Source organism: Halopseudomonas sp. Lyrl_26 (assembly GCF_051948695.1).
Classification (GTDB): Bacteria; Pseudomonadota; Gammaproteobacteria; order Pseudomonadales; family Pseudomonadaceae; genus Halopseudomonas; species Halopseudomonas formosensis.
In genome coordinates, this window is sequence record NZ_JAYJLH010000004.1 from 181,469 (window position 1) to 196,549 (window position 15,081).

The 15,081-nt window shown below is 64.7% G+C and carries 11 protein-coding genes; 1 reads left to right on the forward strand and 10 read right to left on the reverse strand.

Going from position 1 to position 15,081, the window contains the following annotated elements; genetic code table 11:
• Window positions 1-37: 37 nt before the first annotated feature.
• The 7 genes from VF673_RS07770 to VF673_RS07800 form a co-directional block, all read right to left on the reverse strand.
• Entirely contained in the window at window positions 38-3,115 is a 3,078-nt protein-coding gene (locus VF673_RS07770; RefSeq protein ID WP_440291509.1) for an error-prone DNA polymerase, read from the reverse strand.
• The gene (locus VF673_RS07775) at window positions 3,112-4,527 is read right to left on the reverse strand and encodes a Y-family DNA polymerase (RefSeq protein ID WP_440291510.1); all 1,416 of its coding nucleotides are present in this window, start codon (window positions 4,525-4,527) and stop codon (window positions 3,112-3,114) included. The genes VF673_RS07770 and VF673_RS07775 overlap by 4 nt, the downstream gene beginning before the upstream one ends.
• 5 nt (window positions 4,528-4,532) lie before the next feature.
• Window positions 4,533-5,141: a translesion DNA synthesis-associated protein ImuA gene (gene imuA / locus VF673_RS07780; protein ID WP_440291511.1), complete on the reverse strand. Its 609-nt coding sequence runs from the start codon at window positions 5,139-5,141 to the stop codon at window positions 4,533-4,535.
• Window positions 5,142-5,333: 192 nt separating this feature from the next.
• Window positions 5,334-6,173 (reverse strand): CvfB family protein, encoded by an 840-nt coding sequence (locus tag VF673_RS07785; protein WP_090536320.1) that lies wholly within the window; start codon window positions 6,171-6,173, stop codon window positions 5,334-5,336.
• Between the two features lie 73 nt (window positions 6,174-6,246).
• Window positions 6,247-8,349, reverse strand: coding sequence for a putative bifunctional diguanylate cyclase/phosphodiesterase (locus VF673_RS07790; protein ID WP_440291512.1), 2,103 nt, complete (start codon window positions 8,347-8,349; stop codon window positions 6,247-6,249).
• 102 nt (window positions 8,350-8,451) lie between these two features.
• Window positions 8,452-10,650 (reverse strand): OsmC domain/YcaO domain-containing protein, encoded by a 2,199-nt coding sequence (locus tag VF673_RS07795; protein ID WP_440291513.1) that lies wholly within the window; start codon window positions 10,648-10,650, stop codon window positions 8,452-8,454.
• Between the two features lie 92 nt (window positions 10,651-10,742).
• Entirely contained in the window at window positions 10,743-11,483 is a 741-nt protein-coding gene (locus tag VF673_RS07800; protein WP_440291514.1) for a DUF2889 domain-containing protein, read from the reverse strand.
• Between the two features lie 167 nt (window positions 11,484-11,650).
• On the opposite strand from VF673_RS07800, the gene VF673_RS07805 reads away from it, so the two are divergent.
• Complete coding sequence (locus tag VF673_RS07805) at window positions 11,651-12,733, forward strand: glutathione S-transferase family protein (protein ID WP_440291515.1); 1,083 nt, start codon at window positions 11,651-11,653, stop codon at window positions 12,731-12,733.
• A 44-nt stretch (window positions 12,734-12,777) separates the two neighbouring features.
• On the opposite strand, the gene ispD is transcribed toward VF673_RS07805, so the two are convergent.
• From ispD to eno, 3 genes are read right to left on the reverse strand one after another with little or no spacing between them, the layout of a single operon-like run.
• Window positions 12,778-13,470 carry a 2-C-methyl-D-erythritol 4-phosphate cytidylyltransferase gene (gene ispD / locus VF673_RS07810; RefSeq protein WP_440291516.1) on the reverse strand — a complete coding sequence of 231 codons (693 nt, stop codon included), beginning with the start codon at window positions 13,468-13,470 and terminating at the stop codon, window positions 12,778-12,780.
• The gene (gene ftsB / locus VF673_RS07815) at window positions 13,463-13,753 is read right to left on the reverse strand and encodes a cell division protein FtsB (RefSeq protein ID WP_440291517.1); all 291 of its coding nucleotides are present in this window, start codon (window positions 13,751-13,753) and stop codon (window positions 13,463-13,465) included. The genes ispD and ftsB overlap by 8 nt, the downstream gene beginning before the upstream one ends.
• A 33-nt stretch (window positions 13,754-13,786) precedes the next feature.
• On the reverse strand, window positions 13,787-15,076 hold the full coding sequence (gene eno / locus VF673_RS07820; protein ID WP_090536308.1) for a phosphopyruvate hydratase: 1,290 nt from the start codon (window positions 15,074-15,076) through the stop codon (window positions 13,787-13,789).
• Window positions 15,077-15,081 lie beyond the last annotated feature (5 nt).

Here is a 15,081-nt window from a genome sequence, read left to right on the forward strand (position 1 = left end):
AGTATGGCGCATGGCTACCAGTTGGGACCCGCTGGTGTCAGTGAAAATCCCGGCTTCTGGTATCCAGCCCCTGCAGCATGGGCGTGAGGTCAGTCAGGCTGCTGGCGATCAGGTGGCGGATGCCTTCCTTGTGTTCGAGCTTGCCCTGTACCTGCAGTAATTGTGAGTGCACCAGTTCCTTTCTCTGGCGTTCGGCTAGTGTGCGCCAGACGACGACGTTGATCATGCCGTGTTCGTCTTCGAGGGTGACGAAGGTGACGCCGCTGGCGGTGCCGGGGCGTTGGCGTCCGGTGACCAGGCCCGCGACCTTGACGTGGCTGTTGTCGTTCATCTGCTTGAGCTGCTTTGAGCTGCGGCAGCCTCTGGCCTTGAGCTGGCTGCGCAGCAGGCGCAGGGGGTGTGGGCCCATGGTGGTGCCGACCAGGGCGTAGTCGGCCATGAGGTTTTCGCCGACGCTGGGCAGTGGCAGGGCTACGTCCTGCTCTGTCTGGGCAGGTGCTTCGGTAAACAGGGGCAGTGGTTCCTGTACACCGGCGACGGCCCAGCGGGCCTGGTGGCGGTGGCCGGCGAGGCCGCGCAGGGCGCCGGCGTCGGCGAGCAGTTCCATGGCCCGGCGGTTGAGTTGGCTGCGCAGGGCCAGCTCCTCTACTGATGTGAAGCCCTGCCGTTGTCTGGTTGCAACCAGTCGGTGGGCATCGTCCTCGCGGAAGCCGCGGATCATGCGCAGGCCGAGGCGGATGCCGTATTCGCCCTTGCGGTCGTGCTCCAGGGTGCAGTCCCAGTCGCTGTAGCGCACGTCTACCGGCCAGGTTTCGATGCCGTGGCGGCGGGCGTCCTGCAGTATCTGGTCGGGGCTGTAGAAGCCCATCGGCCAGCTGTTGATCAGGGCGCAGGCGAAGGCGGCCGGTTCGTGGCATTTGAGCCAGCTGCTGGCGTAGGTGAGCAGGGCGAAGCTGGCGGCGTGGGATTCGGGGAAGCCGTAGTCGCCAAAACCCTTGATCTGCTCGAACAGGCGTTCGGCAAATTCCTTTGTATAGCCGCGCTCGAGCATGCCTTGGGTGAGTTTCTCCCGGTGCGGCTCCAGCCCGCCCTTGCGCTTCCAGGCGGCCATGGAGCGGCGCAGCTGGTCGGCTTCGCCGGCGCTGTAGCCGGCGGCGACTATGGCAATTTCCATGACCTGCTCCTGAAACAGGGGGACGCCGAGAGTACGCTCCAGCACTTTTTTCAGCGCGGGGGATGGATAGCTGACCTCCTCTTCGCCGTTTCGGCGGCGCAGGTAGGGGTGCACCATGTCGCCCTGGATCGGGCCGGGGCGGACGATGGCCACTTCGATCACCAGATCGTAGAACCGTCTGGGTCGCAGTCTGGGCAGCATGCTCATCTGTGCGCGGGATTCGATCTGGAAGACGCCTATGGTGTCGGCCTGGCTGATCATGCTGTAGGTCGGCTCATCCCCGGCGGGGATGGTGGCCAGGGTCAGTTCCCGGCCGCGGTAATGGCGGACCAGATCGAAGCAGCGGCGCAGCGCGGTGAGCATGCCCAGCGCCAGCACATCCACCTTGAGCAGGCCGACCGCATCCAGATCGTCTTTGTCCCACTGGATGACGGTGCGGTCTTCCATGGCGGCGTTTTCCACCGGCACCAGGGTATCCAGCGGCTGCTCGGAGATGACGAAGCCGCCGGGGTGCTGGGACAGATGTCGGGGGAAGCCGATCAGCTGGCCGCTGAGGGTCAGTACTCGGTGCAGTACCGGACTGTCCGGTTCAAAGCCCGCTTCCCGCAGGCGCTCGGCATCGGGAATACGATCGCTCCAGCGGTTGCAGCAGCGGGCCAGGGCATCCACCTGATCCGGCGGCAGGCCGAGGGCCTTGCCGACATCGCGGATGGCACCAGCGGCGTGGTAGCTGCTGACCACCGCGGCCAGTGCCGCGCGGCGGCGGCCATAGCGGTTGAATATGTACTGGATGACCTCTTCCCGGCGCTCGTGCTCGAAGTCCACGTCGATGTCCGGCGGTTCGTTGCGCTCGCGGGACAGGAAGCGTTCGAACAGCAGGTTGGATCGGGCCGGGTCGATTTCGGTGATGCCCAGAGCAAAGCACACCGCCGAGTTGGCGGCCGAGCCACGGCCCTGGCAGAGGATGCCCTGCCCCCGAGCGAAGCGGACGATGTCGTGCACGGTGAGGAAGTAGCTTTCGTATTCCAGTTCGCTGATCAGGGTCAGCTCCTTGTCGAGCTGGGCGCGCAGTTCGCTGGAGATGCCCCGGGGCCAGCGCCAGGCGATGCCTTCCTCGGTGAGGTGGCGCAACCAGCTGGACGGGGTGTGGTCGGCGGGCACCAGCTCCCTGGGGTACTGGTATTTCAGATCGCCCAGATCGAAGCGGCAGCGCCTGGCAATCTCCACTGTGGCCTGAAGCAGTGTTGGGGGATAAATCTGGGCCAGCTGCTGCAGCGGACGCAGGTGACGTTCGCCATTGGGGAACAGCCGGTGGCCGGCCTCTTCCAGCGTGCAATGATGGCGGATGGCGGTCAGGGTGTCCTGCAGGGCCCGCCGGCCCCGGGCGTGCATGTGCACATCGCCGCTGGCCACGGCGGGGACCTCCAGCTGGCGGGCCAGTCCAAGCAGTTGCTCCAGTCTTTGCGCATCATCCGGGCCGCGGTGCAGCTCGACCGCCAGCCACAGCCGCTGGTCAAAGCGGGTTTTGAGCCATTCGCCGTGCTGCGGGTCCGGCTCCGGCTCGGGCAGCCAGAGCGCCAGCAGGCCGCTGGTGTCGGTTTCCAGATCGTCCCTGAGCAGTTGATAGCTGCCCTTCTCGGTGCGGCGGCGGGCATTGGTGATCAGTTGGCACAGGCGCTGGTAGCCGGTCTTGTCCTCGGCCAGCAGGACCAGCCTGGGGCCGGATTCTACCTGCATTTCGCTGCCGATGATCAGAGGGATGCCATGAGCCTTGGATGCCTCCCAGGCTCGGACTATGCCGGCCAGGGTGCACTCGTCGGTAATGGCCAGGGCCTGATAGCCGTGCTGTCTGGCACGGGCAAAGAGCTCGTCGGCGCTGGAGGCGCCCCGCTGGAAGCTGAAGTTGCTCAGGCAATGCAGTTCGGCGTAGTCGGCTGTCATGCGAACCACCCGTGCAGCATCCAGGGGCCCTGCCCGTCCACCGCCTGCCAGACCCAGGCCAGCCGCCCATCCCGGGTGCGCACCACATAGTAGTCGCGACGGCGGTCGGCCCCGTCCCACCAACCGGACTCGATGCGCTCCGGCCCGGCGAGGATCTCCGGCACCAGCTCGTTCAGGGGCTCGGGTTCTGCCAGCAGCCAGCCGGGGCGCTTGCCGAGCTGTGCGGGCGGAAGGCCGGCGCCCTCGGTGTCGCGCCGCCAGGCACATTCGGGCCTGTGATCGGCCACTGCGACCAGACCGTGAATGGCCTCATCACCCAGGCGCGCCCTGAGCCGTTCGCGCAGTTGGTCCCAGGGCTGAACCGGTGGTGGGCGTTCCTCCAGCAGTGAGACCGGTTTGGGGGTGAAGGACGGCAGGTCACTGGCGCGCAGCCTTACCGCCAGCACGGGTTCGGGCAGCTGCAGTTGCTCCAGCCGGCTGCGGGTGACTTCGAACAGCTGCTGGGCATCCCGTTCGGCGCTGAGCAGGCCGATGGGCAGACAGGTCGGTTCGTGATCCCGGTGCTCAAGGGTCAGCTCGAAGCGCTGCACGCTGCAGTCCCGCCCGGCCAGGAAGGCCTGCAGGTCCAGCAGCAGGCGGCGGATGGGGAACAGCAAGGCCTGGTGGGAGTCGACCTCGAAGTTGAATTCGATGCGGGCAGCAAACTCGTCCGCTGGCTGGTAACTGCCCAGCGCCACCGGCAGCACGCCGAGCAGCCGGTCGAGATGGGCCAGCACCTCGGCGGGGAAGCGTCGGGCCAGGGTATCCCGCGGCAGGCGGAGTATCTGCCCCAGTTGTTTGAGCCCCATACGCGACAGTGTGGCCACGCTCTGGGCATCCAGACCGCTGCGCTGGATCGGCAGGCGCTGGATATGCTCGCGCAGGGCCAGGCTGTCCATGACCGCCAGCCCGTCGTGCACATTGGTCAGCGCCCGGGCGGCGGCGGGGTTGGGGGCCAGCACTATGCGGTGCTGAAAGCCCAGCCCGGTCAGATCCTCCCGCAGGCGCTGCTCGAATCGCGGCCAGGGGCCGAACAGCCCCAGGCTGGATTCGACCTCCAGCAGCAGTGCATGGGGATAATCCAGACTGACATGGGAGCTGTAGCGGTAGGCCCAGGCGGCGAGAAAGTGCTGCCAGTGGCTGATCTGCTGTTCATCGTATTCGGCCACGGCAAAGTCGGTGACCAGGGTCTGGGCGGCGGTCAGGCTCATGCCCGGCCGCAGGCCCAGGGCCCTGGCCTGGGCATTGACTGCCCGGATCAGGCGGCGCGGCACATGCCCGGATACCAGCACCAGGGGCGCATCGGCGTCATCCCGCCCGCGCTGCACCCCATCCAGGGCCAGCCGGGTCAGCAGTATGCAGGCCCAGCGCATGGCGGCTAACCCAGCGCCAGGGGGCGGGCTGCCGGCATGGCACCTCGACTCTTGAGCACCCGGACCTGCCGCGGCCAGGCATCCAGCGCCAGGCGCAGGGCGGCGGGGGACGGGTTGTCCGCCTCGCGCAAGGAACGGCAGGCAAACCCCAGGGACTCGCCGGTGGCAGCAGCCAGTTGCAGGCGGCGCAGGCCGCGGTCATTGATCCGCTCGGGCCAGCACAGTACGGCGGCGCAACTGCCGGAGCGCAGGCACTGCTCTGCCGCCCACAGGGCTTCCTTCTCGCTGGCCTGCACCAGTACCAGCCAGCGCAGATCGACCCCGGCCTGCAGCCAGGCCGGCGCAAAGGGAATGAAGGGCGGCGCCACCAGCACTACCCGTTCCCGTGCCCGGGTCAGGCGGGCCAGGGTCGGCCACAGCAGCTGCAGTTCGCCACTGCCGGGGTGGGCCAGCAGCAGTTCGCTCAGGGCCGCTTCGGGCCAGCCGCCGCCGGGCAGCACGGCATCCAGTTGCGCATGCCCGGTGGGCTGGGCCGGCGCCGCGGCAATATCCGCACCGCCCTTCCACACCCGCCGCTGCTGTAGCAGGGCGTCCAGGGACACCACGGCGCTCATGGCTGCCGCTCCGGTTCGGAGTCGGTTGGAATGGAGGATGGGAAAGCTGGGCCGCACATGACAGACACCGAATTACTGTATGGGCATACAGCTTATTCACTGACTAATGTCTGGTCAATCCCGGAGCGGAGGTGCCGGATGGATGGCTGTGACGGACAGGACGAGCTGGTGCTCGTCCTTCCCATAGCGGGCTCAGTCGGCCAGTTCGATATGATCCGGGTGGATGCGGATCAGACCCTGCTTGTACAGGCCGCCGATGGCCTTCTTGAAGTTGGCCTTGCTGACGCCGAACTCGGCGGTGATGAGTTGCGGCGGGCTCTTGTCGCTCAGCGCCAGCTTGCCGCCCTGTTCGCGCAGGCGATCGATAATCTGCTGCTCCAGAGCGCTGGCGGCATGGCGACCGACCGGCTGCAGGCTGAGGTTGATCTTGCCGTCGGGGCGGATCTCGCGTATGTAGCCCTTCTCGCGCATGCCCCGGCGCAGGAACTTGAAGGCTTCGTTCTTGTGAATCAGCCCCCAGTGGGCGTTGTTGATGATGGCCTTGAAGCCCAGATCGGTGACCTCGGCAATCAGCAGATCCACCTCTTCCCCGACCTTGTAGCGGGCCGGCTTCTGGTCCAGGTAGCGGTCCAGCCGGGCGGTGGCCACCAGCCGCTTGCTGTGCTTGTCCAGATAGACGTGAACCACGCAATAGTCGCCTACCTGCAGCGGGCGCTTCTCTTCGGAGTGCGGCAGCAGCAGGTCCTTGGGCAGGCCCCAGTCGAGGAACAGGCCGGTGCGGTTGATATCCACCACCTTGAGGCTGGCGAAGCCGCCGACCATGACCTTGGGTTTGAGGGTGGTGGCGATCAGCCGGTCGTCGCTGTCGAAGTAGACGAACACATTGAGCCAGTCGCCCACCTCGCTCGGCGTGTCCCTGGGGATGTAGCGCCGGGGCAGGAGGATCTCCCCTTCCATGCCGCCATCCAGATAGAGGCCGAAGTCCGTGTGCTTGAGCACCTCGAGTGTGTTCATTCGTCCAATCAGTGCCATGCCCTTGCCCGCCTTGCTGACCCGGTCGTGCCGGAGAGGCCGCCAGTATATAGAGTGGCCCTGACCAGACCAATCACTGCGGGGGGGTGACGGACTCCCGGCTGCGCCGGAGCAGTGCACTCAGGGACTCATCATCCACCGCTGCACTGAACAGAAAACCCTGATAGGCATGGCAGCCCTGCTGCCGCAGGAAGTCGAGCTGATCTGCCGTTTCCACGCCCTCGGCCACCAGCTTCAGGTTCAGACTGCGGCCCATGGCGATGATGGCGCGGATGATCTCGGCATCATGACTGTCCACCGTGCAGTCACGCACAAAGGACTGGTCGATCTTCAGCTGATCCACCGGCAGGCGCTTCAGATAGCTGAGTGAGGAATAGCCGGTACCGAAGTCGTCAATCGCGAAGCTCAGGCCCATGCTGCGCAGCTCGTGCATCTTGGCCACGGTATCGTTGATGTCGTGAATGACCATGCTCTCGGTGATTTCCAGTCGCAGACACCGGGAGGGTATCTGATGGGCCGCGATGGCCTCGCCCACGCGGGCGACGAAATCAGCCTGACGGAACTGCAGTGGGCTGATATTGATGCTCAGGCTGAATCCGTCCACATCGATCAACCGCTGTTCAAGGAGTCTGGCTATAAGTCCGCAGGCTTCCTCCAGCACCCAATGGCCGACATCCAGAATCATGCCGCTCTCTTCCAGCACGGACATGAAGCACCCCGGGCTGACCAGACCTTTCTCGGGATGCTCCCAGCGCAGCAGCGCTTCGGCTCCGAGAATACGCTGCTGATGGACATCGATCTGGGGCTGATAGTGCAGACGGAAGGCGCCCTGCTCCAGAGCGACGCGCAGGTCGGTCTCCAGCTGCAGCCGGCGGCTGACGTCGACCTGCATCTGCGGTTCGAAGAAAGCAAAGCCGTTGCGCCCGCTGGCCTTGACCCGGTACAGGGCAGTGTCGGCGTGCTTGAGCAGATCCTCCGGGGTGCGGCCGTGCTCACCGGACAGGGCAATACCGATACTGCAACCAAGCTGCAGGGCGTGGCCTTCCACCCGCATGGGGGCGGAGAGTGTTTCCAGCAGAGCCAGGGCATGGTTCCCGACCTGCTCGGTGATCTGCTCCCGGTTGCCGCTCAGACCGGCGAGCACCACCACGAATTCATCGCCGCCCAGCCGGGCCACGGTATCGGTCTTGCGCACGCCCTGACACAGGCGCCGACTGGCCTCGCGCAGCACCGCATCCCCCAGGCCGTGGCCGAGGGAGTCGTTGATGCGCTTGAAGTGATCCAGATCGAAGAACAGCACCGCAAAGCGCAGGCCATGCCGCTCGTCCAGCGCCAGATGCTGCTGCAGGCGGTCCTGCAGCAAGAGGCGGTTGGGCAGATTGGTCAGCGCATCATGGTAGGCCTGATGCTTGATGCGCCTCTCGATGGTCACCTGCTCGGTCACGTCCTTGAAGCAGGACAGGGTGCAACGGTCATTCCCCACGCGGATGAAATTGCTGGATACTTCGCAATTGAGGATGCGGCCGTCCCGGGTAACGAAGTCCACCGGTTCGGAGCGCAGGCAGCGGTGGCGGATGAGCTTCTCGATCAGCGCCGAACGCCGCTCGGGATAACGCCACAATCCAAGCTCGGTCGCCGTCCTGCCGACGGCTTCCTCTGCGGTATAGCCGAACACCTCGGTAAAACGCCGGTTGATCTCGGTGATTCGGGCGTTGTCCTTGTCGAACAGCAGGTAGGGCTCGGGGGAGTCCATGAACAACGCAGTGAATTTGGCCTCACTGCGCCTGAGCGCCGCCTCAGCCTTTATCCGATCGGAAATGTCATGGATCATCGACAGCCGGCAGAGCTCGCCGGCCACCGTCATCTGTTCCACATACACCAGACAGGGCAGGATGCGCCCATCGCTGCAGCGGAAGCGGGTCTCCGACTGCCGCAGGCTGCCCATCCGGTTGAGATCGTGAAAGAACGCCGCGCACTGTTCATCGGACAACCACAGCGGCAGCGCTTCCGTTCTGTTCTCCAGGATCATCTCTTTCGGCCAGCCGAACAGCTTGTCGAACGAGGGGTTGGTCGCCACCACAGCGCTGTCACTGAGGCGGGTCAGGATGCAGGCAATGGGCAACTGCTGGACGAAAGCGATGAAAGCCTGGTCACCGCCCGCCTGACTGGCACTCATGCCGACAGCCCGGCGTGCAGAGGGAGTAGAAGATAAAAACGGGCAGATTCCATGGCCTTTTCTCGTTATTTTTCCTAAAAGTAGCGCTTCGCTACTATTGATTCAAGCCTGCATGGCCGCTCTGGCGCGCGTTCTGTGCAGCTTCTTCAGGCTGTCGATCATGCGCTGGTGCCGCTCCAGCCCTTCCAGATTCATACTGGTGGGGGTCAGGCCGTGGAAGCGGACACTGCCCTGCACCGAGCCGATCACGGCATCCATGCGCTCGTCGCCGAACATGCGGCGGAAGTTGGGTTCGAAGTCCTCCAGCTCCAGCTCGTCATCCAGCACCACCTCCAGTACCGCCTGCATGGCCTGGTAGAACAGGCCGCGTTCGACGGTATTGTCGTTGTACTGCAGGAACTCCTCGACCAGCTCCAGAGCCGGTTCCAGATTGCCCAGCGCCAGATGGATCAGCAGCTTCAGTTCAAGGATGGTCAGCTGCCCCCAGACGGTGTTCTCGTCGAACTCGACGCCGATCAGGGTGATGATGTCGCCGTAGTGGTCCAGCTCGCTCTCTTCCAGACGGTCCACCAGACTCTGCAGCTGCTCGTCATCGAGCCGGTGCAGATTGAGGATGTCCTCACGGAAGTACAGCGCCTTGTTGGTGTTGTCCCAGATCAGGTCGTCCACCGGGTAGACCTCGGAATAGCCCGGGACCAGGATGCGGCAGGCCGTGCCGCCGAGATGCCGGTACACCGCCATGTACACCTCGTGGCCCATTTCCGCGAGGATGCCCAGCAACTCATCGGCCATTTCCGCATTGCTGAGGCGACCGCCGTCGGTGAAGTCCCAGTCGACGAACTCGTAGTCGGCCCGACTGCTGAAGAAGCGCCAGGAGATCACCCCGCTTGAGTCGATGAAATGCTCGACATAGTTGTTGGGCTCGGTGACTGCCTGGCTCTCGAAGGTAGGTCTGGCCAAGTCGTTCAGGCCTTCGAAGCTGCGCCCCTGCAGCAGCTCGGTCAGGCTGCGCTCCAGCGCCACCTCGAAGTTGGGGTGTGCACCGAAGGAGGCGAACACGCCACCGGTGCGCGGGTTCATCAGGGTTACGCACATGACCGGGAACTGGCCACCGAGGGAAGCATCCTTGACCAGCACCGGGAAGCCCTGCTCCTCCAGTGCGCGGATGCCGGCCAGAATGCCCGGATACCGTTCCAGCACCGCCTGGGGCACATCCGGCAGCGCCAGCTCGCCCTCGATGATCTCCCGCTTCACCGCCCGCTCGAAGATCTCCGACAGGCACTGCACCTGCGCCTCGGCCAGGGTGTTGCCGGCGGCCATGCCGTTGCTCAGATACAGGTTCTCGATCAGGTTGGAGGGGAAGTACACCACCTCGCCGTCGGACTGACGGACGTAGGGCAGCGAGCAGATGCCGCGCTCGACATTGCCCGAGTTGGTGTCATACAGATGGGTGCCGAGCAGCTCGCCCTCGGGGTTGTAGATGGCCAGGCAGTGCTCGTCGAGGATCTCCTCCGGCAGCTCGCCGTCGGGGCCCGGCTGGAACCAGCGCTCCTCGGGGTAATGCACGAAGTCGGCATTGGCCAGTTCCGGACCCCAGTACTGGTCGTTGTAGAAGAAGTTGCAGTTCAGCCGCTCGATGAACTCGCCCAGCGCCGAGGCCAGGGCGCTTTCCTTGGTCGCGCCCTTGCCGTTGGTGAAGCACATCTGGGAGTGGGCGTCGCGCAGGTGCAGGGACCAGACGTTGGGCACAATGTTGCGCCAGGAAGCGATCTCGATCTTCATGCCCATGTCGGCGATCAGCCCGGACAGGGTGGCGATGGTCTGCTCCAGCGGCACGTCCTTGCCGGGAATGCAGGTGCGCGCGTCCGTGGAGGGCGCCAACAGCAGGCCCTGGGCGTCGGCATCCAGATTCTCCACCACCTCGATGATGAACTCCGGACCGGTCTGCACCACCTTCTTCACGGTGCAGCGGTCGATGGAGCGCAATATGCCCAGACGGTCCTTCTCGGAGATGTCCTCGGGCAGCTCGACCTGGATCTTGAAGGTCTGCTGGTAACGGTTCTCCGGATCGACGATGTTGTTCTGCGCCAGGCGGATGTTTTCCGTGGGAATGCCACGGGTCTGGCAGTAGAGCTTGACGAAATAGGCCGCACAGAGCGCCGAGGACGCCAGGAAGTAATCGAAGGGACCGGGCGCCGAGCCATCGCCCTTGTAGCGGATCGGCTGGTCGGCGATTACCGTGAAGTCGTCGAATTTGGCCTCGAGACGAAGGTTGTCGAGGAAGTTGACCTTGATTTCCATGCGGGTACCAGAGCGGGCGAACAGAATGACCGGCCATTATCCGGATTTTCGCCGCCCGGGTCGCGGCTAAATGACTGGTGGCAGGCCGCGATTCAGTTTCTGGCGACGTCCACCAGCAGATCTTCCGGACCGGTTACGTCCTGACGGGTACTGCCGATCACCCGGATCGCCTGCTCCGCGCGTTCCGGCTGGAACACGAAACAGGCGCCGGCACGGGCCACCATGGCCTGCCCGGCATTTTTGATCAGGTCCAGATTGACGCCCTTGCTGGCGGCGACCATGACCGAGCGACGCTGCACATAGAGCGCTTCGAGCAGCCTGTCGTCCAGGGTCTGCTCGGCCCAGGGCATGATGCTGCGCAGGTCCTGCTGGTCGAACTGGTCGTTGCTGTGAATGGCGGTGCCGCGCAGCCGCCAGTCGAGCAGCTTCTCGCCATTCAGCCAGAGTTCGGCGTGGCGGTACTCATGCATGGCGCCCACCACCCGCGAGACATACTCGCGGTAGCCGGGCCTGGCCGCCTGGACCAGGGCCACCATGAGCAGGTCGTACTGGTGGGTGCACTGCTGCTTGGCATCGATCTCCGGCAGGTTGACCGCAATACGCTGGCGCAGCGGCTGACCGACGAATTCCTGCAATCTGGCGGCGGCCTGGGGGCACAGGGTCCAGGGGGTGCGGCGGGCGGTGCTGTCGACCGAGGTGATACGCTGCCCATCATGCCCAAGGGTCAGGACAAAATAGTGATGCTCATCTTCCATGGCCACCTGGCACTGGGTCTCGGTGACATCGAAGATGACGCGGCGGAAGAAGACGTGCGGTGAATCCAATGCTGGCATGCTGAGCCCCGACTGCTGTTCTTGTATTTGGCTTTGACCTGGGCAGATCTGTCTCGACAGTGGACAGGTTACCCACATTCGGGTGTGGCAACAAAGATCATTTAGCCCGAAAATACCCGTTCACAGCGTGGGTCCGCGCTCATTACAATCAGAACACAGGATGATCCATGTATCAGTTGATCGGCGCGCCGGTTTCCCTCTATACCGGCAAGGTACGCAGCTATCTGCAGTTCAAGGGCATCCCCTTCACCGAACAGTTGGCCACGCCCCAGGTCTATCGCGACCTGATCATTCCGCGCACCGGGGTGCGCTACATCCCGGTGCTGGTCACCTCCCAGGACCAGGTACTGCAGGACTCCACCGGGATCATCGACCATCTGGAGCAGCAGTTTCCCGAGCCCGCCATCTACCCCACCAGCCCCTGCCAGAAGCTGATCGCTCTGCTGCTGGAGATCTACGGTGACGAATGGCTGGTGATTCCGGCGATGCTCTACCGCTGGATGATCGATGAGAACCGGGAGTTCGCCATTGCCGAATTCGGTCGCGTGCGTCTGCCCGAGGCCAGCGCCGAGGAGCAGTATCAGGCCGGCCTGGAAGCCTCCGGCCCCTTCGCCGGTGCCCTGCCCCGGCTCGGCGTTACCCCGCACTCCCGGGCGGCGCTGGAGCAGAGCTATCTGGCGCTGCTCGCGGAACTGGACCGGCACTTTGCCGAGCACGACTTCCTGCTGGGTGGTCGCCCCAGCATCGGCGATTACGGTCTGATCGGCCCCCTGTATGCCCACCTCTATCGGGACCCGGCCTCGGGCCGGCTGATGCGCGAGAAGGCGCCCCAGGTCGCAGCCTGGGTGGAACGGATGATAGATCCGCCCGCCGCCGGGGATTTCCTGCCTGACGATGAGCTGCCCCTCACCCTGCTGCCGGTACTGCAGCGCATGTTCACCGAGCAGGTTCCGGTGCTGCAGGAGACGGCGCGCCAGCTGCAGCAGTGGGCCGACGCCAATCCGGATACCCCGGAAATCCCCCGCGCCATCGGCAGCCTGCGCTACCGCGTGGGGGATACCGAGGAGGAGCGGCTGGTGTTTCCCTACAACCTGTGGATGTGGCAGCGAGCGCTGGACCTCTTCGCCGAGATGGATGATCAGGCAAGGCAGACGGTGACCGCTCTGCTCGGCGAGCAGGCGGCAGCGGCTCTGGCGACACCCCTGCCGGTGCGCGTGCGCCGCGAGAATAATCGACTGGTGCGGGGCTGAGCCCGAGCAGGTACGGCTTCAGCCAGCTGGAGAAAAAAGCCGGCTCAACGCCGGCGCAGAAATTCCAAGTCTTCCGGGCGGGTGACCTTGATATTGTCCGCCCGGCCTTCGATCAGCCGTGGCGCCTGCCCTGCCCATTCGATGGCCGAGGCTTCGTCGGTGATATTGGCGCCGGCGGCCAGTGCCTCGCCCAGCGCACGGCGCAAGGCACCCAGGCGGAACATCTGCGGCGTATAGGCCTGCCAGAACTGGGAGCGGTCCGGCGTGGCGGTCACCCGGCCATCGGCGCCGACCATTTTCAGGGTATCGCGTACCGGTACGGCCAGCAGGCCGCCAACCGGGTCGTCACGCAGCTCCGCCAGCAGGCGGTGCAGATCGGACACAGCCAGATTGGGTCGGGCGGCATCATGCACCAGCACCCAGTCGGCATCATCGGCACCCAGCTCGACCAGCCGGTCCAACCCGCTGAGCACCGAATCCGCCCGCTCCCGTCCGCCATCGGCGCGCTGGATGCGCTCATCGCTGGCACAGGGCAGATCCGGCCACCAGCCATCATCCACGGACAGGCACACCACCAGACCCCGCAGGCCGGGCTGGCCGAGGAAGCAATCCAGGGTATGTTCGATCAGGGTGCGCCCGGCAAGGGGCAGGTACTGCTTGGGACGGTCGGCCTGCATCCGCGAGCCGACGCCCGCTGCAGGAATCACCACCCAGAAGGGAATAAGGGGGTCAGTCATCGCCACTCAACTGGAACAGGGTTTCGCCTTCCTTGACCATGCCGAGTTCGTGACGGGCACGTTCCTCGATGGTCTCCAGGCCCTGCTTCAGCTCGATGACTTCGGCGGTCAGGACGCGATTGCGTTCCAGCAGCTTCTCGTTCTCGCGCTGCTGTTCGGCAATCTCCTGCTTGAGCTGGGCAACATGCGCCAGACTGCCTTCACCGACCCACAGGCGATACTGCAGGGCGGCGAGCAGGGCCAGCGATATTACCCAGAGCCATTTCAAGCGCAGATTCTCCATAGGGGCGGACCAGGGTCCGCCCTCTGCCGGCTATCAGCCGCGGAACTCGGCACGGCCCTTGTACGGAGCCTTGTCACCCAGTTGCTCTTCGATGCGCAGCAGCTGGTTGTACTTGGACACCCGGTCGGAGCGGCACAGCGAACCGGTCTTGATCTGGCCGGCGGCGGTACCCACAGCCAGATCGGCAATGGTGTGGTCCTCGGTCTCGCCACTGCGGTGGGAGATGACGGCGGTGAAGCCGGCGGCCTTGGCCATGCGAATGGCTTCCAGGGTCTCGGTCAGCGAGCCGATCTGGTTGAACTTGATCAGGATGGAGTTGCCGATCTTCTCGTCGATGCCGCGCTTGAGGATCCTGGTGTTGGTCACGAACAGGTCGTCACCGACCAGCTGGACCTTCTCGCCGATCTTGTCGGTCAGCACCTTCCAGCCGGCCCAGTCGGACTCGTCCATGCCGTCTTCGATGGAGATGATCGGGTAGCGCTGGGTCAGACCGGCCAGGTAGTCGGCAAAACCTTCGGCGTTGAATACCTTGCCTTCACCGGACAGGTTGTAGTTGCCGTCCTTGTAGAACTCGCTGGAGGCGCAGTCCAGGGCCAGGGTCACGTCCTCGCCCAGCTTGTAGCCGGCGTTGGCAACGGCTTCGGCGATGGCGGCCAGGGCGTCTTCGTTGGACGCCAGGTTCGGCGCGAAGCCACCTTCGTCACCCACGGCGGTGCTCAAACCACGGCCCTGGAGTACGGCCTTGAGGTGATGGAAGATTTCGGCACCCATGCGCAGGGCATCGGCGAAGGTCTTGGCGCCCACCGGCTGGACCATGAACTCCTGGATGTCGACGTTGTTGTCGGCGTGCTCGCCACCGTTGATGATGTTCATCATCGGCACCGGCATGCTGTACTGGCCGGAGGTGCCGTTCAGGTCGGCAATGTGCGCGTACAGCGGCACGCCCTTGGCCTGGGCAGCGGCCTTGGCGGCAGCCAGGGACACGGCGAGGATGGCGTTGGCGCCCAGCTTGGCCTTGTTCTCGGTACCGTCCAGTTCGATCATGGCGCGGTCCAGGCCTTCCTGATCCAGGGCATCACGACCGACCAGCAGTTCGCGGATGGGACCATTGACGTTGGCAACCGCCTTGAGTACGCCCTTGCCCAGGTAACGGCTCTTGTCGCCGTCACGCAGTTCCAGTGCTTCGCGGGAGCCGGTGGAGGCGCCGGAGGGGGCACAGGCGCTGCCGACGATGCCGCCTTCCAGAATCACGTCTGCTTCAACGGTCGGGTTACCGCGCGAGTCCAGTACTTCACGACCCTTGATTTCAATGATCTTCGCCATGACTG